The organism is Marinomonas aquiplantarum (genome assembly GCF_003314975.1).
Classification (GTDB): domain Bacteria; phylum Pseudomonadota; class Gammaproteobacteria; order Pseudomonadales; family Marinomonadaceae; genus Marinomonas; species Marinomonas aquiplantarum.
The window spans coordinates 152,000-171,731 of record NZ_QNRF01000001.1 but is presented as its reverse complement, the minus strand read 5'-3'; the positions used below and the strand labels follow the sequence as shown (position 1 = coordinate 171,731).

Annotated in this window: 22 protein-coding genes and 1 other RNA gene; 10 read left to right on the top strand and 13 right to left on the bottom strand. The window is 44.8% G+C overall.

Annotated features, from left to right (window positions below):
* Positions 1–5: 5 nt before the first annotated feature.
* The 8 genes from DFP76_RS00830 to DFP76_RS00795 all read right to left on the bottom strand — a co-directional run bounded on the left by DFP76_RS00830 (position 6) and on the right by DFP76_RS00795 (position 7,518).
* Positions 6–275 (bottom strand): K+/H+ antiporter subunit F, encoded by a 270-nt coding sequence (locus DFP76_RS00830; RefSeq protein WP_113872791.1) that lies wholly within the window; start codon positions 273–275, stop codon positions 6–8.
* The gene (locus DFP76_RS00825) at positions 269–754 is read right to left on the bottom strand and encodes a Na+/H+ antiporter subunit E (protein ID WP_113872790.1); all 486 of its coding nucleotides are present in this window, start codon (positions 752–754) and stop codon (positions 269–271) included. The genes DFP76_RS00830 and DFP76_RS00825 overlap by 7 nt, the downstream gene beginning before the upstream one ends.
* Positions 751–2,262 carry a monovalent cation/H+ antiporter subunit D gene (locus tag DFP76_RS00820; protein ID WP_113872789.1) on the bottom strand — a complete coding sequence of 504 codons (1,512 nt, stop codon included), beginning with the start codon at positions 2,260–2,262 and terminating at the stop codon, positions 751–753. Before DFP76_RS00820 ends, DFP76_RS00825 begins: the two co-directional genes overlap by 4 nt.
* Positions 2,263–2,631: a Na+/H+ antiporter subunit C gene (locus DFP76_RS00815; protein ID WP_063332803.1), complete on the bottom strand. Its 369-nt coding sequence runs from the start codon at positions 2,629–2,631 to the stop codon at positions 2,263–2,265.
* Positions 2,631–5,429, bottom strand: coding sequence for a monovalent cation/H+ antiporter subunit A (locus DFP76_RS00810; protein WP_113872788.1), 2,799 nt, complete (start codon positions 5,427–5,429; stop codon positions 2,631–2,633). Before DFP76_RS00810 ends, DFP76_RS00815 begins: the two co-directional genes overlap by 1 nt.
* A gap of 423 nt (positions 5,430–5,852) precedes the next feature.
* Entirely contained in the window at positions 5,853–6,458 is a 606-nt protein-coding gene (locus DFP76_RS00805; protein WP_113872787.1) for a Yip1 family protein, read from the bottom strand.
* Positions 6,459–6,847: 389 nt separating this feature from the next.
* Positions 6,848–7,036 carry a DUF1289 domain-containing protein gene (locus tag DFP76_RS00800; protein WP_113872786.1) on the bottom strand — a complete coding sequence of 63 codons (189 nt, stop codon included), beginning with the start codon at positions 7,034–7,036 and terminating at the stop codon, positions 6,848–6,850.
* Between the two features lie 38 nt (positions 7,037–7,074).
* The gene (locus tag DFP76_RS00795) at positions 7,075–7,518 is read right to left on the bottom strand and encodes a hypothetical protein (protein ID WP_113872785.1); all 444 of its coding nucleotides are present in this window, start codon (positions 7,516–7,518) and stop codon (positions 7,075–7,077) included.
* 293 nt (positions 7,519–7,811) lie between these two features.
* On the opposite strand from DFP76_RS00795, the gene DFP76_RS00790 reads away from it, so the two are divergent.
* The 6 genes from DFP76_RS00790 to DFP76_RS00765 are packed head-to-tail and all read left to right on the top strand — an operon-like array spanning position 7,812 to position 13,142.
* Positions 7,812–8,396, top strand: coding sequence for a DedA family protein (locus DFP76_RS00790; RefSeq protein ID WP_220150967.1), 585 nt, complete (start codon positions 7,812–7,814; stop codon positions 8,394–8,396).
* A 1-nt stretch (position 8,397) separates the two neighbouring features.
* Positions 8,398–9,522 carry an ATP-grasp domain-containing protein gene (locus DFP76_RS00785; RefSeq protein ID WP_181799766.1) on the top strand — a complete coding sequence of 375 codons (1,125 nt, stop codon included), beginning with the start codon at positions 8,398–8,400 and terminating at the stop codon, positions 9,520–9,522.
* 42 nt (positions 9,523–9,564) lie between these two features.
* Positions 9,565–10,161, top strand: a complete 597-nt coding sequence (locus DFP76_RS00780; RefSeq protein WP_113872784.1) for a DinB family protein — start codon at positions 9,565–9,567, stop codon at positions 10,159–10,161.
* A gap of 2 nt (positions 10,162–10,163) precedes the next feature.
* Positions 10,164–10,919, top strand: a complete 756-nt coding sequence (locus DFP76_RS00775; protein ID WP_113872783.1) for an NRDE family protein — start codon at positions 10,164–10,166, stop codon at positions 10,917–10,919.
* A 10-nt stretch (positions 10,920–10,929) separates the two neighbouring features.
* Positions 10,930–11,370 carry a YHS domain-containing (seleno)protein gene (locus DFP76_RS00770; protein ID WP_113872782.1) on the top strand — a complete coding sequence of 147 codons (441 nt, stop codon included), beginning with the start codon at positions 10,930–10,932 and terminating at the stop codon, positions 11,368–11,370.
* Positions 11,371–11,390: 20 nt separating this feature from the next.
* Entirely contained in the window at positions 11,391–13,142 is a 1,752-nt protein-coding gene (locus tag DFP76_RS00765; RefSeq protein WP_113872781.1) for a bifunctional lysophospholipid acyltransferase family protein/GNAT family N-acetyltransferase, read from the top strand.
* Between the two features lie 105 nt (positions 13,143–13,247).
* Here the strand turns inward: DFP76_RS00765 and DFP76_RS00760 are convergent, their stop codons facing one another.
* The 3 genes from DFP76_RS00760 to smpB form a co-directional block, all read right to left on the bottom strand.
* Positions 13,248–13,664 (bottom strand): CBS domain-containing protein, encoded by a 417-nt coding sequence (locus DFP76_RS00760; protein ID WP_113872780.1) that lies wholly within the window; start codon positions 13,662–13,664, stop codon positions 13,248–13,250.
* A 269-nt stretch (positions 13,665–13,933) separates the two neighbouring features.
* Positions 13,934–14,296, bottom strand: a transfer-messenger RNA (tmRNA) gene (gene ssrA, locus DFP76_RS00755).
* 64 nt (positions 14,297–14,360) lie between these two features.
* Positions 14,361–14,840 (bottom strand): SsrA-binding protein SmpB, encoded by a 480-nt coding sequence (smpB, locus tag DFP76_RS00750; protein WP_063331732.1) that lies wholly within the window; start codon positions 14,838–14,840, stop codon positions 14,361–14,363.
* A gap of 172 nt (positions 14,841–15,012) precedes the next feature.
* Between smpB and DFP76_RS00745 the strand changes: the two genes are divergently transcribed.
* Genes DFP76_RS00745 through DFP76_RS00735 form a run of 3 tightly spaced genes read left to right on the top strand, consistent with a single transcriptional unit; the run spans position 15,013 to position 17,090 of the window.
* The gene (locus DFP76_RS00745; RefSeq protein WP_113872779.1) at positions 15,013–16,371 is read left to right on the top strand and encodes a sodium-dependent transporter; all 1,359 of its coding nucleotides are present in this window, start codon (positions 15,013–15,015) and stop codon (positions 16,369–16,371) included.
* A 1-nt stretch (position 16,372) separates the two neighbouring features.
* Positions 16,373–16,804 (top strand): type II toxin-antitoxin system RatA family toxin, encoded by a 432-nt coding sequence (locus DFP76_RS00740; RefSeq protein WP_113872778.1) that lies wholly within the window; start codon positions 16,373–16,375, stop codon positions 16,802–16,804.
* A gap of 1 nt (position 16,805) precedes the next feature.
* Positions 16,806–17,090, top strand: coding sequence for an RnfH family protein (locus DFP76_RS00735; protein ID WP_245931833.1), 285 nt, complete (start codon positions 16,806–16,808; stop codon positions 17,088–17,090).
* Here DFP76_RS00735 and DFP76_RS00730 read toward each other — a convergent pair.
* The gene (locus DFP76_RS00730; protein ID WP_113872776.1) at positions 17,087–17,404 is read right to left on the bottom strand and encodes an outer membrane protein assembly factor BamE; all 318 of its coding nucleotides are present in this window, start codon (positions 17,402–17,404) and stop codon (positions 17,087–17,089) included. The two genes, DFP76_RS00735 and DFP76_RS00730, sit on opposite strands and share 4 nt — an antisense overlap.
* Positions 17,405–17,473: 69 nt before the next feature.
* On the opposite strand from DFP76_RS00730, the gene fur reads away from it, so the two are divergent.
* A complete protein-coding gene (gene fur, locus DFP76_RS00725) occupies positions 17,474–17,884 on the top strand; it encodes a ferric iron uptake transcriptional regulator (protein ID WP_113872775.1) in 411 nt (136 codons plus the stop codon).
* Between the two features lie 142 nt (positions 17,885–18,026).
* On the opposite strand, the gene recN is transcribed toward fur, so the two are convergent.
* Complete coding sequence (gene recN / locus DFP76_RS00720) at positions 18,027–19,697, bottom strand: DNA repair protein RecN (protein WP_113872774.1); 1,671 nt, start codon at positions 19,695–19,697, stop codon at positions 18,027–18,029.
* Positions 19,698–19,732: the final 35 nt, after the last annotated feature.

The window sequence follows — 19,732 nt, the reverse complement described above, 5'->3', positions numbered from 1 at the left end:
TTATCCTATTCAATGATGTCGCCGCGAAGTAAGTACTTACAAAGTGCTGCGGTACTAACGAATCCGAGCATGGCGATTAGCAAGGCCGCTTCAAAATACAAAGCCGTATTGGCGTAAATGCCGTACAAAAGAATTAACGCAATGGCATTGATGTACATGGTATCGAGAGCCAGAATGCGATCAGACACCGTGGGCCCAACCATTAAACGCCATAGGTTTAAAATCAAGGCAACACAAATACACACCGCAACGATGATGATGGTGTAAGTTAGCATCCAAATATCTCCTTGATTGGTTGTTCATAACGTTGCTTGATGGTCTCAATCAATTCGTTTTCGTTGTCCAGATGTAACGCATGAATGTACAGCCATTGTTTGTCTTCTGATACTTCGGCACTGACAGTACCAGGGGTTAATGACACCGTACTGGCGAGAATGGTTATACCAAGGTCAGATTGAATATTAATAGGAATGGCAACAAAGCTTGGTTTCAGTTTTTTGACCGGACCAATGATCCACAACGCCACTTCAACGTTGGCGATCACTATGTCTTTCATCACCATTAGCACATAAAGAATGGCTTTCCATGGTTTCAATATTTTGGGGTGCTCGTCACGCATGCCATTGACCAGTAATGGTATGGCAATGGCGAAAAATAACGCTAACACCATGTGTCCGGCGCTCATTGAGTTATTCAGCAATAACCATACGACAAAGAGTAGCAGCGTATGGAATGGCATAGGCAAAAGTTTCATCGGCTAACCCCCGGAATTAAGTCGTAGGCTGACGATTGAATGTCATGTAAAGCCGTCGCCGCTTGCAAGGTGTACTCTGTAATCGCGCCTCCGAAAATGACTAACACAGGGGCGGCGAGTAAAAGCAGTGCGATGGCGGCAATTTCACTTTTTGATGCAGGCTCTGCGTCATTGGATGCGGAACCACTGTGTCGCCAGAACAAAGTGGTGCCCGCACGGGAGAATGTCACCAATGCGCCCAAACTACCAATCAGGATTAATGGCCATACCCACATGGTTTGTACTGATGATTGTGTTGCCTGCAAGATCATAACCTTGCCAACAAAGCCTGAGAATGGCGGCATGCCAACTAAGCTCAAAGCCACAATGGCAAACGCAAAGCCCATTAGCTTAGGTTGAGTAAACATACGAGATTTGACGAATCGGTCTTCGGCTTGGCCTCTCTGACGACTAATTAGGTCTGCTAATAAGAATAACGCGGCTGAGGCTAAAGTACTGTGTACCATGTAATACAATGCTGCTGAAGTGGCTTCAACAGAATTGATCGCGGCACAGGCCAGTAAACTACCACTGGAGACAATCACCAGATTAGCGCTGAGGGTTCGAACACTTGGGCTGGCTAATACACCAATGCTACCAATGGTAATGGTGAGCAACGCTAGTGGCCAAAGCCAAGGTGTGGCAATGTTTTCTAACTCGCCAGCGTGTTCTCCGAAAATCACGGTATAGACTCGGAAAATACTGTAAAGACCGACTTTGGTCATGATGGCGAACAACGCCGCGACAGGAGCGGAAGCGCTGGCATAGGTCTTTGGAAGCCAGAAGTGCATGGGTAACATGGCCGCCTTTAAACCAAACACAACCAACAGAAACAATGCGCCTGTTTTGGCGAGGGTTGCATTTTCCCCTTGTAACTGGCCGACCTTGATGGCCATGTCAGCCATGTTTAAGGTGCCTAGGGTGCCGTAGAGTATGCCTAAGCCAAATAAGAATAGGCTGGAGCCGACTAAGTTTAGGATGACATAATGTACGGTTGCTTGTGTCTTCTGCTTACCCCCTGCATGAATTAATAACGCGTAAGAGGCGATCAGAAGCACTTCAAAGAAGACAAACAGGTTAAAAATATCGCCAGTCAAAAAGGCGCCATTGATGCCCATTAACTGGAACATAAACAAGGGGTGGAAATAAGCCCCTCCTTTGTCTTTTCCTGCTATGGCATAAAGCATGACAGCAAAGCCCAGGAAGGAAGTGAGTAACACCAGTAAACTGGATACTCGATCGGCCACCAATACAATGCCAAAAGGTGCTTGCCAGCTTCCTAAAGCATAAAGTTCTGTGCCAGAGGTATCAATTTGATACAGCAGTAACGCCGACGAAATTAATAAAAACAAAGTGCCAATAACGGAACTGATTCGTTGCGAATTAATGTCTCTCGAAATCGGTGGTAGCAACATAATCGCGCCAAACAACAGCGGGATTAAAATGGGAAAAATGCTCAAATGCTGCATTTATTTATTGCCTCCAGACGACTTATTCGATACTTCACTTGGTAGTTTAGGTAAGTTGCCATCCACATGGTCATTGCCCAAATCCGCACGGGCACGCATGGCGAGGATAACCGCGAAGGCGGTCATTGCAAAGCCTATGACGATGGCGGTGAGCACGAGGGCTTGTGGTAGCGGGTCACTGTATTGTTCAGACTCACCCAAAACGGCCGCCGCATTTAATTTTAAACGGCCGCTGGCGAACAAGAATAAATTCACAGCATAAGACAATAGCGTCAAGCCAATTACCACAGAAAAACTGCGACCACGTAAGGTTAAGAAGATGCCGCAAGCGGTGAGCAAGCCGACACAAAATGCGTATAGACCTTCCATTAATCGTGCTCCTTTTGAATCGGGCGTTCGCTGGTGGTCAGCTGGCCGAGATTGGCGAGAATTAACATGGTCGCACCGACCACAGTGAGGTACACACCAAGATCAAAAATCATCGCGCTGGCTAGCTCGAATTTACCAATCAATGGCAAATAGAAGTAATCAAACCAAGTTGTTAAGAAGGTATGACCGAATACCCAGCTACCCAGTCCGCTGAGAGTGGCGATGCCTATACCTGAGCCAATCATGATTTGATAGTCCAATTTAATTCGCGTTTTGATCCACTCAACACCGTGTGCTACGTATTGTTGAATAATCGCAACAGAAGTAATCAAGCCAGCAATGAAACCACCACCTGGAAGGTTATGACCTCGCAAGAATATATAGGCAGAAACGAGAAGTGCTAATGGCAACAGACTTTGTGAAATGACGGCCAATAGGATTGGGTGACGATCCGTTGACCAAGCCAAACCATTATCATCTGACGATGGCATGAACAGCTTCATACGAGCTACCAGCTTATATATACCCAATGCCGCGATACCTAATACGGTAATTTCTCCCAAGGTATCAAAACCACGGAAGTCCACTAGGATAACGTTTACCACATTGGTACCACCGCCTCCCGTTTTACTGTTGGCGGTGAAGAAGGTGGAAATGGTGTCTAAAGGTCGAGTCATTAACGCATAACTGATGGTGCCTACAACGCCACCAATTAGTGAGGCTAACCCCAAATCTCGAACAACACGTCGTGGAGACGATTCTTTTGGTGTTTTTTGCGGCAAGAAGAAGAGAGCCAAAATCAGCAGGATGACGGTCACCACTTCGACGGAAAGTTGCGTCAGCGCCAGATCAGGGGCTGAGAATTGAGCGAAGGCTAGTGAGACAATCAACCCAACTACGGACAAAGTCAATAGTGCGACTAATCGTCTTCTGTGCCAAAGGACTGTCGCTAAGGCAGAAATGGTAAGTAGTACAGCGCAGGTAATAGACAGAGCATCCACAGGAATTTCAGGGCGTTGTCCTGCCGTTGTATTAAGTTTCATTAAAGACGATGCCGTCATCACCACTGCAAAGGCCAAGGTGAAGAAAATATAGCGCTGCAAGGAACCGTTTTCCGTCACCGCAATAATACTTTTGGCCTTATTGGTCATGTATTGCACGACACTTTCAAAGACCAGTTTAGGGTCACTGGCAGGAAATTGTGCTTGAAACTTAAATAAGTGAGTACGATTGTAGTACATGTAAAGACCGCCAACCAAGGCAACCACACTCATTAATAGAGGGAAGTTGAAGCCGTGCCAAATAGCAAGACTGTATTCTGGGGCTGGGGTGTTTAAGGCGGCACTGGCTGCTGCGTACAGTAGGTCACCGACCACTAAACTTGGGAAAATTCCGACCAACAAACAAAGGGCCACTAAGATTTCAACAGGCACACGCATATAGCGAGGCGGCTCATGCGGTGTTTTTGGCAAGTTTATGGGTTCACCATTGAAAAACACATCGTGAATAAAGCGTGTTGAGTAAGCGACAGCAAAAACGCCACCTAAGGTTGCGAGTACTGGAATGAACCAAGATAAAGAACCCAGAGAGGCTTGGTGTAAGGTTTCAGTGAAGAACATTTCTTTCGATAAGAAACCGTTTAGTAAAGGCACCCCAGCCATTGAAGCCGATGCCACCATTGCCAGCGTGGCGGTATAGGGCATGTATTTCCACAGACCATTTAGCTGGCGCATATCTCGCGAGCCTGACTCATGGTCGATAATCCCTGCCGCCATAAACAACGACGCTTTAAAGGTAGCGTGGTTAATAATGTGGAAGATTGCCGCAACCGCTGCCAAGTCGGTTCCCATGCCTAACAACAGAGTAATGAGACCTAAATGACTGATCGTGGAATTGGCTAATAAGCCTTTTAAATCGTGTTGGAAGATGGCGATATAAGCACCAACCAAGAAAGTGGCTAAGCCGGTCAAACTGACAATTAAGAACCATAGATTGGTATCCGCTAAGGCTGGATAGAACCGTGCCATTAGGAAGATACCTGCTTTTACCATGGTCGCTGAGTGCAAATAGGCACTGACAGGCGTTGGTGCCGCCATGGCATTGGGTAGCCAAAAATGGAAAGGAAACTGTGCGGATTTGGTAAAGGCACCAATTAAGATCAGCACCACAATAATAGGGTAATTGGCACTGGCTTTAATGAAATCGCCGCTGTCGAGAATGTCTTGTAGATTAAAGCTATCAACAGTGTTACCCAAGATTAACAGACCAGCCAGTAGCGCTAAGCCACCGGCACCAGTAACCGTTAATGCCATGCGAGCGCCTTTTCGGGCTTCGGTTTTATGTCCCCAGAAACTGATCAGTAAAAAGGAGCTAATGCTGGTGAGCTCCCAAAAAAACCAAATTTGGATAAGGTTATTGGATAGCACCACACCAAGCATGGCGAACATAAAGAGGATCAGATAAGCATAAAATTTGCCGATGGAATCTTTTTCAGAAAGATAATAACGGGCGTACAGAATAACGAGTAAGCCGATGCCGAGAATCAAGATAGCAAACAGCAGTGCAAGTCCGTCCAATCGAAACGAAAGGTTCAGGCCAATGGCTGGAATCCAAGGCAACGCCGCTTGAAAACGTTCTCCTTGGAAAATTTCACCGGCGTGTAACAGCACGAGTAATAAGGTTAAGGCTGGGAGTGCTGCAGTCAAAAAGGCACAAGCCGTTCGACTATAGCGAGCACTAAGAAGAGGAACCAGAGTCCCTAATAAAGGGAGAAACGGTAGCCAGATCAGTGAACTCAAGGGGATAACTCCTTCCAAATTAACGGTAAAACAGAGTCAATACAGAGTGTGAGCATGATGTTAATCCTACATTCAGCCTTATCAACGTGTTCTGCAATCATACTATGTTTGGTTTGTCCTTACCCGACAAAACCTTACCTAAAGAGATAACAGTGAAAATAGCACAGATTGCGATTAAGAATAAGTAGAATTGAGAGAGTTAACGACAGAAAAAGTTCCGTTGTTTATCGTAATTTTCATCAACTTAGAAGGATAGTGGTAATAAATTGCTGCCTCGTTATGAGTGTTTTGAATGACCAAGCACCATGTTTTTTTGAGTGATGTTATTAGAGGATGTGCAGTATTGTTATGGTAGATGGCCTAACTAGGCTTGTCGCTTTTAAATAACCACAGACGCGACAAACCTAGTTGGATTGAGTGGCGTTAGAAGAATTTCCATATAATGCTGTGTTCAGAGCCTAGACTCCAAATAAGAACCACTGCCGCTAATAAGGCTTCCAAAACCAGTACGCCAATGCCAAGAGTTGTGCTTGATAGGATAAAACCTTGTTTGTTGCTGATGCCTAAAAAGCTAGGTGTGCCTCTGTAAAGCAGATAGCCGGTGTAAATTATGCCGATCACGCAAGATAATAAGCACAGCCAGATAATAGGGTAAATCGCAACGATACCGCTCAAAAACAGAGGTGTGGCGATGTAGCCAGCAAAGACAATACATTCTCGGCGTGGTGGACGATTCGCATGATTTCGTGCCATCCAATGAATCACACTGCCAACGGCTGCGACAGCAACTAGGATGAGTGCGTAGAACAGCAGACCAAGCCCCAAACCATCCATCATAGAGACTTTTATGGATTCGTTGCCTATGGTCCAACCAAATTGCGTGGTACCAATAAAAGTACTGACAACCGGTATGGCGGCCATCCAGAGCACGTGGTGATAAAACATGTGACTTACGGTTTCGTGCTCTTCGTTAATCGCTCGCCACTCTTTATCCGGATGATGAATAAGACCCCAAACATGATTGATCATGGATTCCCCCTTGCTTTGAAATAAAGCGTAAATGTGTTGGAAAAAGTCCTGATACAGCCACGCCCAAACTTTTGTGGCTTTCCATCAGTATAGTTGCATACGCAGGAAACGTCGGAAGGATTAATAAAATTTCATTATATAAAAGCGGGTTTTAAGACCTTATGGTGTTATAGGCAGCGTTTTCCCCTTATTTGTTTTCTGCTTAGTTAGGGAAGGTGTGAACAAGTCCTCTTGCCTTGGTATGTGGATACAAGCCTGTTATTCGTACCTTCATTATTCAATCTCCCGAATGTATCTTAATCTGGCTAACGAAGACAAAAATTTAGACTATTGGTTTTTTTGTTTTAACTACGAGGTAGTATTTATGGTGAATTTGCAGTTTTTAGGTGCTATTCGGAGGGGTGGCTTTTTAATTGATGTAATCTTTTTTTGAGGGCTTTTTCCAGTTTGTTTTTATCGTAAGGCTTCATCGTTTTCCATTGCTGACATTCTTGTCGAGTACGTGCGCAACCAATGCACCAGCCTTTCGGGCCAGAGAATACACAGACATCAATACATGGGCTTTTTTGAGATTTCATTTTTTTCCGCATCGGTAAGGTGTTGTTCGTTGTAGAATTTAAGCCTCAAGCTCATGTAAAGCTTGCTCTATACTCGACTCAAGTTTTCTTAGTTGATTCAACTCATCATAAAGGCGCTGCTCTAAGTTCTTAAAATTGAGCGGCAAGGTTTTTTGTAGAATGTGATGATCCTTGGCAATAATTTGGTAGCCCTTCCAACCTTTTATGCGTTCTTCTTCTAAGTCTAAAAATCGCTGAATAAACTCGCCTCTCGATGGACAGTCTTCTTCTGCGTGCAAACAAATTGGAAAGGACTTTTGTTTGATTTGAGGGGATTCTATGTAGGTTTCGAAATGAACCCCACCTTGGTTATGGTTATGCCAACTTGTTTTATAAAGTTGTAAGTAAGGTCCGCGATTATAGATTTCCCAATCATCTTCAAACCATTTTGATTGTTTAAGCTTTTTTTCAAGGTTACGGAAAAGGCTTTTAATGTCTTTCATAGGGTTATCTATCTTGTTTAGGGCTGATTTCCTTAGACATTTTCTCGAACGGCTTTGCCAGTGAAAATAGTCATCTGGGGCAATGTACCTTGCTCTGCTCTCAAAGTGAAGGTTTGAGGCTCATGCCGCTGGTGTAACGATTTTTTTGCGTTGAGCTTTGAAAAGTCGTTTCTTATGGCGTGGTTTCCCTAAAGAAACCCTTCTTGGCGAAATAAAACGACATTCACTGTAATAAACCACTCTTTGCCTACGACTAATCCCCAACATCCACAAGTGGCAGCAAGGGCAAGACATTGTTAGAAACGCTTCAATCCATGCTTGCAGATCGGACGACATCGGTTACTTGGTTGTTTATAGGCATTATTTTGCTGTCCTACCTATTGGAAGATTTGGCCATTGTGACTGCGGCCGTTTTGGCGTCACAAGGCAATATGCCAATAGCGTGGGCGCTAATGGGGATTTTTATTGGCATTGCGACTGGTGATCTAGCCTTATATGGGTTGGGGCGAAGCGGTCGGCGTTTGCGTTGTGTACGGCTGAAAGTATTGAAAATGCCTTATTTTCATACGGTCAAACAGGGTTTTGAAACTCACATGTTGTTAAACCTTTTTATGATTCGATTTGTGCCGGGGTTGAGAACCGTTGGTTTTACTTTGTCTGGCTTTTTGGCGTTGCCTGTTGGTCTGTTTTTTGGGGCTGTGATTGTCGCGACAGCGCTTTGGAGTGGTGTGGTATTTGGCATCATTTTTATTTTTGGTCAGCAAACTTGGTTGGTAGCGACACAATATCAATGGTTACTGATTCCATTCGCTTTGCTCGGTTTATTCGGTGTAAACCGCTTGATTAAAAAGACATATTTAAAAGGTGTTAATAAGTAATATGACGAAATGTTCATTGATCCCGGCCCATAAAGTGAATGGTGGTATGCCGATATTGGAAGGCGACTCGAAGCGTACTATTTCGCCCTATGAGTTTCTGCCCACTTGGTTTTTTTACACGCCAGTGGTGTTGCAGAGTGTTTTTCAGGGGATCTACTATCGCGACTTTCGGCTGCCTTTGGTGGCCAATCCAAGTATTAAGTTAAGCGGTATGGTCGGAGAGTCAAAGCATGACATTATGAATTTGGCTGGCGGTTTGGCGTCGATGTGGATTGCCACTTATTGCGTACGAAAAAAAGACCGATCACCAATAGAGCAGCAATTAAGGGCTGCCTTAGAAGAGCTGAAACAACGTGATATTCGTTTTCCTCTGGTAGCAAAGCCAGACCTTGGTTGCCGAGGTGTTGGCGTTAAGCTTTTACAATCCGAAGATCAATTGGCGGAATACATTCGATCTTTTCCGTTCGAAGCGCGTTTTGTTTTGCAAGAAAAAGCCCCCTATAAAGCCGAGGCAGGCGTGTTTTATGTGCGTCAGCCAGGGCAGCAAAAAGGTGAGATTTTCTCCATAACGTTAAAGTATTCGCCTTCAGTTGTCGGGGATGGTCGGCAGACATTGAAAAGCCTGATTGAAAGTCATCCTCGAGCTGGCAAATTGCGTCATTTATACCTCCCTCGTCATCAATCTATTCTAGATTGGGTACCTGAAGCAGATGAAGAGTTTCAGTTAGCCTTTGCTGGTAGTCACAGTCGCGGTGCCATTTTTCGAGATGGTAACCAATACATTACTGAGGCCTTAACACGTAAGTTGGATTTATTACTGAAAGACGTGAAGGGTTATTACTATGGTCGTTTAGACATTAAATTCGACAACCTACATGATTTTATGAAAGGTGAAAAATTCACCATCTTAGAGCTCAATGGTGCAAGCAGTGAGGCCGCTCATATTTGGGATAGAAACGCATCGTTGCGGAGTATTTTTAGTGTCTTGCTAAAGCAATATCGATTGTTGTACTCGATTGGAGCTAAGCAAAAAAAACGCGGTCATCGGCCGCCTGCCTTGCGTCAGTTATTGGCTGCTTGGCGAGAAGAGAAACAACTTACTAAAGAATACCCAAGTACCGACTGAATGTTTATAGGACCATTAAAAAGCGCTGGAAAGAGAGTAGATATGATTCCAATACTGAGCAGTGAACGTCATCAGGAGACAGGTTTTAGCAATAAATTGGCCGTGGTCCAAGGATGTATTGATGCCCTTGAACAAGGTAAGGCTTTTTTGTCTTCACTGACTGGTGAGCAATATTTAGCGTCTGCGGAACCTTATGTCACCAGCAGTATAGGGGAGCACTTTCGACATATCTTAGATGTGTATCAAGGTGTTTATCTAGGCGTCTACTCGGATGACGTTGGGGGAAGCTTGTCGACTCATCAGACAAGGGTTATTGATTACAATCAACGGCGTCGTGGACACAGAGTGGAAACCTGTCGCCTGCAAGCATTGGCTGAAATAGAAGAATTATTGGCTTGGCTTAAAAGCTTGACGGTGGCCGATGTGAAAGCGCCAGTGCAAGTCATTTCAGAAGTCTCTGTCAGCCAAACACAATCCGCCCAAATGCGTTCTACTTTGGAAAGAGAGCTGACTTTTATTGCTCTTCATGCAAATCATCATTTCGCGATGACCAAGGTCACCATGACGTTACTGGGTGGTCACGTGGAAGCCGATTTTGGTTTTGCCCCAGCAACGCTGACGTACTTGGGGAGGTCCTAGCGATGTGTTCCGTTAGCTGGTGCATTAATGAACAGGGTTATCAGATTTACTTTAATCGTGATGAACAGAAAACCCGCCCTGAGGCGTTACCTCCGAACAGGCTGCACTTCTCTGGTGTAGAGGTATTGATGCCAATTGATCCTGTTGGGCAAGGTAGTTGGATTAGTACCAATAATGCGGGCTTGAGTTTGTGTTTACTAAACAATTATCAAGGCAAGATTGCAGCAACCCCCATAATAAGTCGTGGCTTATTGCTCAGTCGATTGGCTAAACATACCTGCTTGAATGATGTTGAGCAGGCATTGCGCAATATTAGGCTTAACAAGTTTGCGCCGTTTATTTTGTTGTCCTTTGATCTTAGCCTTTGTGAAGGGCGGACATCGGCGCAGGCTTTTCATTGGGATGGAGAAGCCTTGAGTATCGGCACCATGGCGTCACCGGTGTTTTCTTCTGCGGTGGCGTTAGGGCCTGTGACGGAATATCGTAAAGCGGCGTATCTGGACACAGTGGGGAGCAAAGCCAGTCATGCTGCACGCTTGGCGTTTCATTGTCATCATCATGAAGAGCAGGGTTATAAATCCATCTGTTTGCACCGCGAAGATGCACAAACTGTCAGTTTTACCCATGTGTCGGTGACCCCAACTGAGCAGCATATGAGTTATGTGGCGGGATCGCCCTGCGATCATTTAACCGCGAGTAGTTTGGCGCAGAATCGCCTTTCTTTATCGAAACAAACGGCCATGTCTGAGGCTTCCTGAGGAGCAAATAATGAAAAAACTTATCGTCATCATCACTCTTTTTATCTGCCCTTGGGCATGGGCGGAAGACCCTATTTCAACGGGTTACTTCAGTAATAAAGCTCTCAGTGGCTATGACACGGTAGCCTATTTTACAGAGCAAAAGGCCATTGAAGGCAAGGCTAAATTTAACACCGAATACCAGGGGGCAGATTGGTATTTTGCTTCGCAACAGCATTTGGATATGTTCTTGGCAGAACCTGAAAAATACGCGCCACAATATGGTGGTTATTGTGCTTGGGCGGTTTCTGCCAACAACAGCTTTGCTTCTTCTGACCCAGAGCAATGGGCCATTGTCGATGGTAAGTTATATCTCAACTATAACAAATCGGTAAAACAAAAATGGGATGCTGATCGTCGTTTGCACATCACTCAAGCGGATCAAAATTGGCCTGAAATGATGTCGCAATAAGTCAGTAAAGAGAGAACAAAATGAAAGATAGTCCATTTCGTTTGCCCAGAGTCACACCTTTTGGTCTTGGTGAAAAGTGTATTGAGTGGCTGACAGGGTTGAGTAAGCTGGACGCTCTATATCAACAACGTTTGCCAACACAATCCAGCTTTGAGTTTATGAATTACACGCTCAAAGCTTTGGATATTGATTATCAATTGGCATCAGGTTCATTGCAGAATATTCCCAAACAAGGGCCAGTTGTGATTGTTGCGAATCACCCCTTAGGTGCGATTGAAGGCGTCATTGTGGCGGATTTGCTGGCCGGTGTGCGGCAAGATGTAAAAGTGTTAGCAAATGAAATGCTTAAGCGTTTGCCAGAAATTCGCGATCTCTTTATTGGTGTGAATGTGTTTGGTGGCAGTCAAGCCACCAAAACCAACAGTGTGGCAATTCGTGAGGCTAATCAACATTTGGCAGAAGGCGGTGTGTTAGTGATCTTTCCGGCAGGAGAGGTGTCCAGTTATGCTAAAGGCAGCAAGGTGTTAGCTGATGTGGCGTGGCGTCATTCGGTGGCGAAATTTATCAACCGTAGCCAAGCGGCTGTGGTGCCCATTTTTATTGATGGGAAAAATAGCCCCATGTTTTATCGAGCAGGGCGAATCCATCCACTTTTGAGAACCGCCATGTTAGCGAAAGAACTGCTGAACAAGCGAGCTCAGCGTATTCGTTTATCAATTGGGCAAGCCATTGATTATGCAGAATTAAAAGGTTTCAGTGATGAAAAAGATTTAGTTCATTACCTGCGTCTTAATACCTATTTATTGTCATCTGATACTCAGCAACAAAGCTTGCCAAAAGTGGTTACGCCGCTGGCGACCGAGCTCTTATTAAACGACATAGTGGCATTACCGGCTGAGGCTTTGTTATTAGAGCAAGGCGAGTTTGCAGTGTATTGTGCTGGCCGCGATCAACTGCCCAGTATCATGCAGGAAATTGGACGCATTAGAGAGCAAAACTTTCGTGCGGTTGGTGAGGGCAGTGGGTTAGCGTGTGATCTCGATGAATATGACCATTACTATCAGCAATTGTTTGTATGGCACAAAACGGATCAGAAAATCGTCGGGGCTTATCGTTTGGGCTTTGTGGATCAGTTGCTTAAGGAGAAAGGGCTGCAAGGCTTGTATTCACGTAGCTTATTTCAATATGACCAAGCTTTTTTGGCAAGCATGGGAAACAGCATTGAAGTTGGGCGTTCTGTGGTGGCTGAGGCGTACCAAAAGAACCTCAACTCTTTGCTGATGTTATGGAAGGGAATCGCTGCTTTGGTGGCACGTAACCCACAATACACGCATTTGTTTGGGCCGGTCAGTATTAGTAATGATTACAGTGACAGTGCACGACAACTTATGATGCAAACCTTATCTTTACATCATTATGATCAACAGCGAGCCAAATTGGTTAAAGCGTCCACGCCTTTGGCGCAAAATAGTACAGAGTTTTGGCAACCGAATCTTTTGTCGGCTTTAACCAGTGTCGAGCTATTATCAAAGATCTTAGCTCGTATGGAGCAGGGTAAAGGTTTGCCTGTATTACTCAGGCAATACCTTAAAATGAATGGTAAATTGATCTGCTTTAATCTGGATCACGACTTCAATGATGCGTTAGATGGCCTGATTGTGGTCGATTTGACCAAGGTGCCGTTGAAAACCTTAGGCAAATACATGGGTAGAGCACAGGCGGAAAAATACCTTAATCAACATCCAGGCTCTGAATCTGAAACACTTTATTAAGGCGCCAAGTGTTTCACCTAATCGTCGTAACGTAAGCGTGTCTTGAGGCAACAATGTCTCACAACAAGGTCACGAAGGGCGTCTCCGTGACGGAGACGGCTTAGACTAAACTGGCACCGCGATTTCTAAGTCAGCGAGTAAGGCTTTCGTTATATGATAGCGGGTGATGATGCCAATAATGCGGCCTTCTTGTACTACTGGGTACACTTTAGGTTTGGGTTCGGCCATCATCTTTGCGATCTCAATAATGTGATCGTTTGGGCTGACGCTAAGCACATTAGTTTGCATGACCGAACTGACATCTTTCGGCTCTTCACTGTAGTAAGCGCTTTGCATCAGTGCCGGCAATATGTCTTGCTCAGACACAAAACCAATCAAATGTCCTAGCTTATCGGCCACTGGTGCACCTGGCAAACGGCGTTGTGTGAGCCCTTTTACACAATCAATGATACTGGTGTCAGGATAAACGTAATACGCGTCACGCGACATAATGTCTCTCACAAAGAGGGTACCTGTTTTCATACTTAATTCTCCCAGCCAATGCTTACTTTCAGTGTAGAGCGAGACACGCAAAATTGCGTAACGGGTGTGAGCTTTTTGTTGTCAGTATGAGAATTTGAAGCATTAGGAATGGGGGCATGGTGACGGGTTGGGTAAATAGCAGCAGGTCTATGAGTTTTCGTTACACCAAATAAAAAAGCCACCCGAAGGTGGCTTTTTTATTTGGTGTCTCATATGAGCACCGACTTCATTTTTAAAAGTGCAAACTCTTTTAAAATCAAGCGCTTGATTGGTGGAGATGGGGGGAGTCGAACCCCCGTCCGTCAGTCCTCTGCCATTGGCTCTACATGCTTAGTCACTTCTATTTTTTGACCAACTACCGCCCGAAGGACAGGGTATAGTCGGCGAGCCTGATTAGTCTTAGATCCTTATCCCCAGGCAGGGCATCGGATAGCATCTCGTAATTTATGATACTGCGGAATCCCGGGCTACAAGCAACCTGGGGGCAGCACACTAGCAGGTTATTAAGCTGCTAGAGCGTAGTTTTCGTCGTTTGCGACTATATAATTGATACATGTGGATTTACGAGATCACGTATCACTCTCGACATGCACCTCAGGTTTTGTAACCGGCGTCGAAACCATGTCATCCCCGAAGTTGCGGCCATTCTAACGAATCCTATGCGGTTACGCTAGTCAGACACAATGATTCCACACTTTATATTTTGTGCTTCATCAATCTTTCTTTATCACGAGACCAATCGCGATTACGTTCTGTGTCTCGTTTGTCATGGTCTTTTTTACCGGTTACTAAGGCAACTTCACATTTGATCTTGTTGCCTTTCCAGTAAAGTGCCATGGCAGCACACGTTTTACCTTTTTGCTCTGTCACTTGAATGATGCGATCAATTTCTTTGCGGTTCAGCAAGAGTTTGCGTTGGCGCAAAGGTTCGCATACGACGTGAGTAGAAGCACTCAATAATGGTGTAATACGCGCGCCGACTAGCCAAGCCTCATTCTGGTGAATGATGACAAAGGAATCGACAAGTTGCGCTTTGCCTTCGCGTAAACTTTTCACTTCCCAGCCAGACAAGGCTAGGCCAGCTTCAAATTTTTGATCTACGAAGTAGTCGAACTTGGCGCGTTTGTTAAGGGCAATGGTGCCAGTACTGTTGGATTTTTTCTTTACTTTGCTCATAGGGAAAAATTATACGGTCGATAGAGGCAAAAACCTATGCTTTTCTTGAGGTATGCGCCTGAATGATGGAAAATTCACATCTGTTTACTAAATTTATTTGAGTAGAGTCATTATTCCTTCTAAGGTGGTCTCTTCTCATTCTCACTTTGTTGTTTTCTTAGAGCCTAAATTTATGCCTGAAAGTCGATGTTTACAAGGTATTTGGTCAAGTCCGTGGATATTTATTTTTGCGGCCAGTGGGTCGGCGGTTGGCTTAGGGAATATATGGAAATTCCCTTATGTACTTGGGCAAAATGGCGGCGGCGCCTTCTTATTAGTCTATTGCTTATGTTTGTTACTGGTCGGTTTGCCCGTGCTGGTGGCGGAGGTCGCTCTTGGCCGTACGGTTCGTTCTAACCCAGTAGACACAGTAAATGATTTAAGTGAGCGGCGTATTGTTCATAAGGCTTGGGTGATAGTGCCTTGGCTGGCAGGTATTACAGGCTTTTTGATACTGACTTTTTACAGTGTGATTGCGGGCTGGTCAATTGGCTATTTGGAGCGAGCAATCTCTGGGGATTTTCAACAAATCACTCAAGCTGGCGCTGTCGGCATGTTTAAAGGATTGTTAGCGAATCCAAGTGAAATGCTGCTTTGGCATTCTGTCTTTATGGCGCTGGTGGTACTGACGGTAGGCCAATCCGTGACGCGAGGTTTGTCGGCCTTAGTACGAATTTTATTGCCCGCCTTGGTGGTCAGTTTGTTAGGTTTGTCTGCTTACTCTATGGTAGTTGGTGACATGTCTAAGACCTTAGAGTTTATGTTTGGTTGGTCGTGGCAAGACATTACCTTTGACGTTGTCTTGGCTGCCGTGGGGATGGCCTTGTTTAGTTTGAGTGTAGGGATGGGGGCGATGTTTGCTTACGGTGCTTACATGAGCAAACGTATGTCGATTACTCGTGCCTGTGGCATTGTGGTTGGGGTTGATCTGTTAGTGGCGATCCTTGCTGGCTTGTTGATCTTTCCTTTGGTCTTTTCCTTTCAAATTGATGTGCAAGCCGGACCCAGTCTAACCTTTGTTTCATTACCGATTATTTTTGGCGGTTTGCCTGGCGGTCAGTTTTTTGCCAGTGTCTTCTTTGCTCTGCTGGTGATTGCTGCATTGACCTCAGCCATTTCCATGTTGGAGCTGTTTGTCGCTTGGTTACATGAGAAGTTTTACATTGCCCGTTTAAAGGCCGCATTACTTATGGGAATTGCGGTATGGTTTATCGGGATTGCCGTTTTGCTGTCATTTAACCATTGGGACAGTAAAATTATGTTTGGGCTGAACTTCTTTGAATTGTTAGATGAGCTGACGTCTTTAATTTTGTTACCAGTAGTGGCTATTTTGCTGTCTATTTTGGTGGCTTGGTTTATTCCGCGTACCATGTTGCAGAATGAAATGATAACCAAGCAAATTAGCCATTTTGAATGGTGGTACGGTACGTTAAAATACATCAGTATTCCTGCCATGATGGTCATAACCTTGGCGGGTTGGATAGGAGTTTAGTTTGAGTCGTATAGAACGTTTTGCTCATGTTAATTTTAGTTGTGAGCAAATGTATGATTTAGTGAATGACGTCAATGCTTATCCTGAATTTTTACCGGGTTGTTTGGGGTCTAGGTTGATTTTGCAAACCCCAACGGAAATTGTTGCTTCCTTGGAAGTGGGCAAAGGGCCAGTAAAGCAGACGTTTACGACGAAGAATTTTTTAGAGTTGAATCGTCGTATTGAGATGACGTTAGTAGAAGGCCCTTTTAAACGCCTTCATGGTGTGTGGACCTTTACTGAAGTGTCATCAACAAGCTGTAAAATCGCTTTGAGTATCGAATTCGAATTAAGTGGTATGCTGAAATTTGCGTTTGGTGGTGTGTTTAGTCAGATAGCGAATACCATGGTAGATTCTTTCAGTAAGCGCGCAAAAGTCGTGTATGGTGAATAGTATGAGAGTGGAAGTGGCTTACGCTTTGCCTGAAAAGCAGAAAATTGTGTCATTGGAAGTGGAAGAAGATTGTACTGTGCGTGATGCTGTACGCCGTTCCAACATTGATGTATTTTTTCCTGAGTTAGACGTGGAAAACGTGAAAGTCGGTATTTTTGGCAAAGCGGTACGCAATGCTGACCAGCAAGTGCTAAAAGAAGGTGAGCGAGTCGAGCTGTATCGTGAACTGAAAGTTGACCCTAAACAAGCTAGGGCCAACCGAGCAGCAAAAAGCACAAAATCTTAATGATTTTTAATCTTGGTTAGGCTGCCATTGTCGAAAGTAAGAACGAGATCGGTTACTTCGCTCTGTTTTGTCTCAGAAGTAGCGTATTGAGACGTGTACACATAGTGCCACTCGTCTGGTTTGAAAGTGTCTTGAATCATTGGGTTACCGAGAAGGTAAGTGACTTGAGACTCGGACATACCAATTTTAAGCTGAGAAAGCTGATCCTGTGTTACAAGGTTTCCTTGAGTAACTGGAACCTTGTAAGGCGGTGGAAATAAACTGCATGCACCTAAAGAAAGTGCGGCACATAAAATTAAAACTGATTTTTTCATTTGTATTATCCTTACTTTGGTATGCTAATGATAAAGTAATTATCAATAAGATCGAATAGAGAATGACTCATGACTAGCGAAAATCAAGAGCTAAAGAAAGCGGGACTCAAGGTAACCTTGCCACGAGTGAAAATTTTACAAATTCTTGAGAAAGCAGGTGACCACCATCTAAGTGCAGATGATGTCTACCGTACCTTGCTTGATCAAGGAGAAGACGTTGGCTTGGCCACTGTATATCGAGTTCTGACTCAGTTTGAAACGGCTGGATTGGTTCAACGCCATCACTTTGAAGCTGGCACAGCGGTATTTGAGTTGGAAAAAGGCGATCACCATGATCACATGATCTGTTTAGACACAGGAAAAGTGATTGAATTTGTTGACCCAGTGATTGAAAAGCGTCAGCATGAAATCGCTGAAGAACACGGTTATGATATTGAAGACCACAGTTTGATTATGTACGTGCGTCCAAAGAAAAAATAACCACAGAGCAATAGCGAAGGGTGCCTCTTAACGGTGGCTTCCTTTGTGAGCAAAGGAAGGGCTTAAACTTTTAGGGTTTAAGCCCTTTTTGCTGTCTGCTCGGAAGAATTGACCGGCGGCAGCTGACGAAGTTTTTAACAGGTTATTGCAGCTGCACGTTGCTGAGCATCTCGCGCGCGTGAGCGAGGGTTTGTTCTGTTAATTCAAGCCCGCCTAGCAAACGAGCGATTTCTTGCGTTCGGTCTTGTTCTTTCAGCACTTTGACCTCGGATGATGTGGCTTCATTAATGACTTTTTTGCTCACCTGTAAATGTTGATGCCCTTGTGCGGCCACTTGCGCTAAGTGCGTCACGCTGAACACTTGGCCTCGTTGACCAACAGAGCGCAACATGCGGCCAACGACTTCTGCAATACCACCACTGATGCCGACATCGACTTCGTCAAAGACTAAAGTTGGTATGGTTGAGGTGTGGGCGGTGACCACTTGAATGCCCAAACTAATCCTAGACAATTCACCACCAGAAGCCACTTTGCGAAGCGGTTGAGCGGGTTGGCCTGGGTTGGAAGCAATCATGTATTCGATGTCTTCAAAGCCATTGGCGGTGACTTGATTGAGTGGTTGGCATTGAATATAGAAACGAGCATGAGGCATGCCTAAGCCGTGAATCTGTTCTTCAACCTTTTTCGCCAATTCGTCTTTGGTGCTAATGCGCTGTTCTGTGAGGTTAGTCGCTAAAGCAGTGAGCTTTTCATAGGCTAATTCCTCTTTTTCTTTGAGCGCTTCTAAGCTTTCTTCGCCGCCTTGTAATTTAGACAGTTCCTCTTCAACTGACTCTCGTAATGAGATTAGAGTGTCAGGTAAGCATTTATGGCGGCGTGCTGTGTCATAAATATCAGATAAGCGATTTTCGACACTGGTTAAGCGCTCAGGGTCTTGTTCAAGAGTGTCTTGGTAATGACGGAGACTGTCTGTCGCTTCCTGTGCTTGAATGAGTGCGGCGTTCATCATTTCTAGTGCACTTTCCAGCTCCTGTGTCGGAGGGTTGATTTGACTGGCACTGTGAATGGCTTGGTTGAGTAAAGAGCAGATGCTGCCTTCTTCGTTGTCAGCTAATAAATTACTCGCTTGGTATGCTTTGACCTGAGAATCCGCAATGTTTGAGAGAAAAGTTTGTTCTTGCTCTAACGACTCGATTTCCCCTTCTTTTAGGTCAAGCTGTTCGAGCTCTTGCGCTTGGTAAGAAAGTAATTGCACCTTGGCTTCTTGCTCGGCTGACTGATTTTGCTTGGCAAAGAGTTCCTCTTTCAGTTGGCGCCAAACAGCATATTGCTGCTGAACCTGTTTGCTGAGTTCGGTGAGTTGACCATATTCATCCAACTGTTGGCGTTGTGCGTGTTTCTTTAGAAGCGACTGGTGTTCGTGCTGGCCATGAATATCAACTAACTGGCCACCCACTTCTTTGAGGTCGCTCAAGGTGCAAGGGCGACCATTTATGTAGGCTTTAGAGCGGCCTTCTTTGCTAATGACGCGGCGCAGTATGCAGTTTTGCTCTTGTTCCAAGTCTCTTTCTTCCAGCCATTGATAAACATGCGGGTAGTCTTGAATATCAAAGCTGGCGGAAATATCGGCTTTTTTCTCTCCATGGCGAACGACTCCGGCATCGGTTCTGTCTCCTAAGCACAGAGATAAGGCATCCACCATGATGGATTTGCCTGCGCCGGTTTCTCCAGAAATGACGGTCATACCTTGTTTAAACTCAAGCTCCAAGGACTCCACAATAGCAAAGTTGGATATTGCGATGCTGGTTAGCATAGTTGGCTCCACAAAGAGAAAATTTTTATATGGTT

Excerpts from the sequence above, each read along its gene's own strand:
- DFP76_RS00780 (WP_113872784.1), top strand. The coding sequence starts at position 9,565 with ATGATTCCAATACTGAGCAGTGAACGTCATCAGGAGACAGGTTTTAGC.
- DFP76_RS00795 (WP_113872785.1), bottom strand. The coding sequence starts at position 7,518 with ATGAAAGACATTAAAAGCCTTTTCCGTAACCTTGAAAAAAAGCTTAAA.
- DFP76_RS00735 (WP_245931833.1), top strand. The coding sequence starts at position 16,806 with ATGAGAGTGGAAGTGGCTTACGCTTTGCCTGAAAAGCAGAAAATTGTG.
- DFP76_RS00775 (WP_113872783.1), top strand. The coding sequence starts at position 10,164 with ATGTGTTCCGTTAGCTGGTGCATTAATGAACAGGGTTATCAGATTTAC.
- DFP76_RS00815 (WP_063332803.1), bottom strand. The coding sequence starts at position 2,631 with ATGGAAGGTCTATACGCATTTTGTGTCGGCTTGCTCACCGCTTGCGGC.
- fur (WP_113872775.1), top strand. The coding sequence starts at position 17,474 with ATGACTAGCGAAAATCAAGAGCTAAAGAAAGCGGGACTCAAGGTAACC.
- DFP76_RS00770 (WP_113872782.1), top strand. The coding sequence starts at position 10,930 with ATGAAAAAACTTATCGTCATCATCACTCTTTTTATCTGCCCTTGGGCA.
- DFP76_RS00800 (WP_113872786.1), bottom strand. The coding sequence starts at position 7,036 with ATGAAATCTCAAAAAAGCCCATGTATTGATGTCTGTGTATTCTCTGGC.
- DFP76_RS00765 (WP_113872781.1), top strand. The coding sequence starts at position 11,391 with ATGAAAGATAGTCCATTTCGTTTGCCCAGAGTCACACCTTTTGGTCTT.
- DFP76_RS00820 (WP_113872789.1), bottom strand. The coding sequence starts at position 2,262 with ATGCAGCATTTGAGCATTTTTCCCATTTTAATCCCGCTGTTGTTTGGC.
- DFP76_RS00730 (WP_113872776.1), bottom strand. The coding sequence starts at position 17,404 with ATGAAAAAATCAGTTTTAATTTTATGTGCCGCACTTTCTTTAGGTGCA.
- DFP76_RS00760 (WP_113872780.1), bottom strand. The coding sequence starts at position 13,664 with ATGAAAACAGGTACCCTCTTTGTGAGAGACATTATGTCGCGTGACGCG.
- DFP76_RS00830 (WP_113872791.1), bottom strand. The coding sequence starts at position 275 with ATGCTAACTTACACCATCATCATCGTTGCGGTGTGTATTTGTGTTGCC.
- recN (WP_113872774.1), bottom strand. The coding sequence starts at position 19,697 with ATGCTAACCAGCATCGCAATATCCAACTTTGCTATTGTGGAGTCCTTG.
- smpB (WP_063331732.1), bottom strand. The coding sequence starts at position 14,840 with ATGAGCAAAGTAAAGAAAAAATCCAACAGTACTGGCACCATTGCCCTT.
- DFP76_RS00805 (WP_113872787.1), bottom strand. The coding sequence starts at position 6,458 with ATGATCAATCATGTTTGGGGTCTTATTCATCATCCGGATAAAGAGTGG.
- DFP76_RS00825 (WP_113872790.1), bottom strand. The coding sequence starts at position 754 with ATGAAACTTTTGCCTATGCCATTCCATACGCTGCTACTCTTTGTCGTA.
- DFP76_RS00745 (WP_113872779.1), top strand. The coding sequence starts at position 15,013 with ATGCCTGAAAGTCGATGTTTACAAGGTATTTGGTCAAGTCCGTGGATA.
- DFP76_RS00785 (WP_181799766.1), top strand. The coding sequence starts at position 8,398 with ATGACGAAATGTTCATTGATCCCGGCCCATAAAGTGAATGGTGGTATG.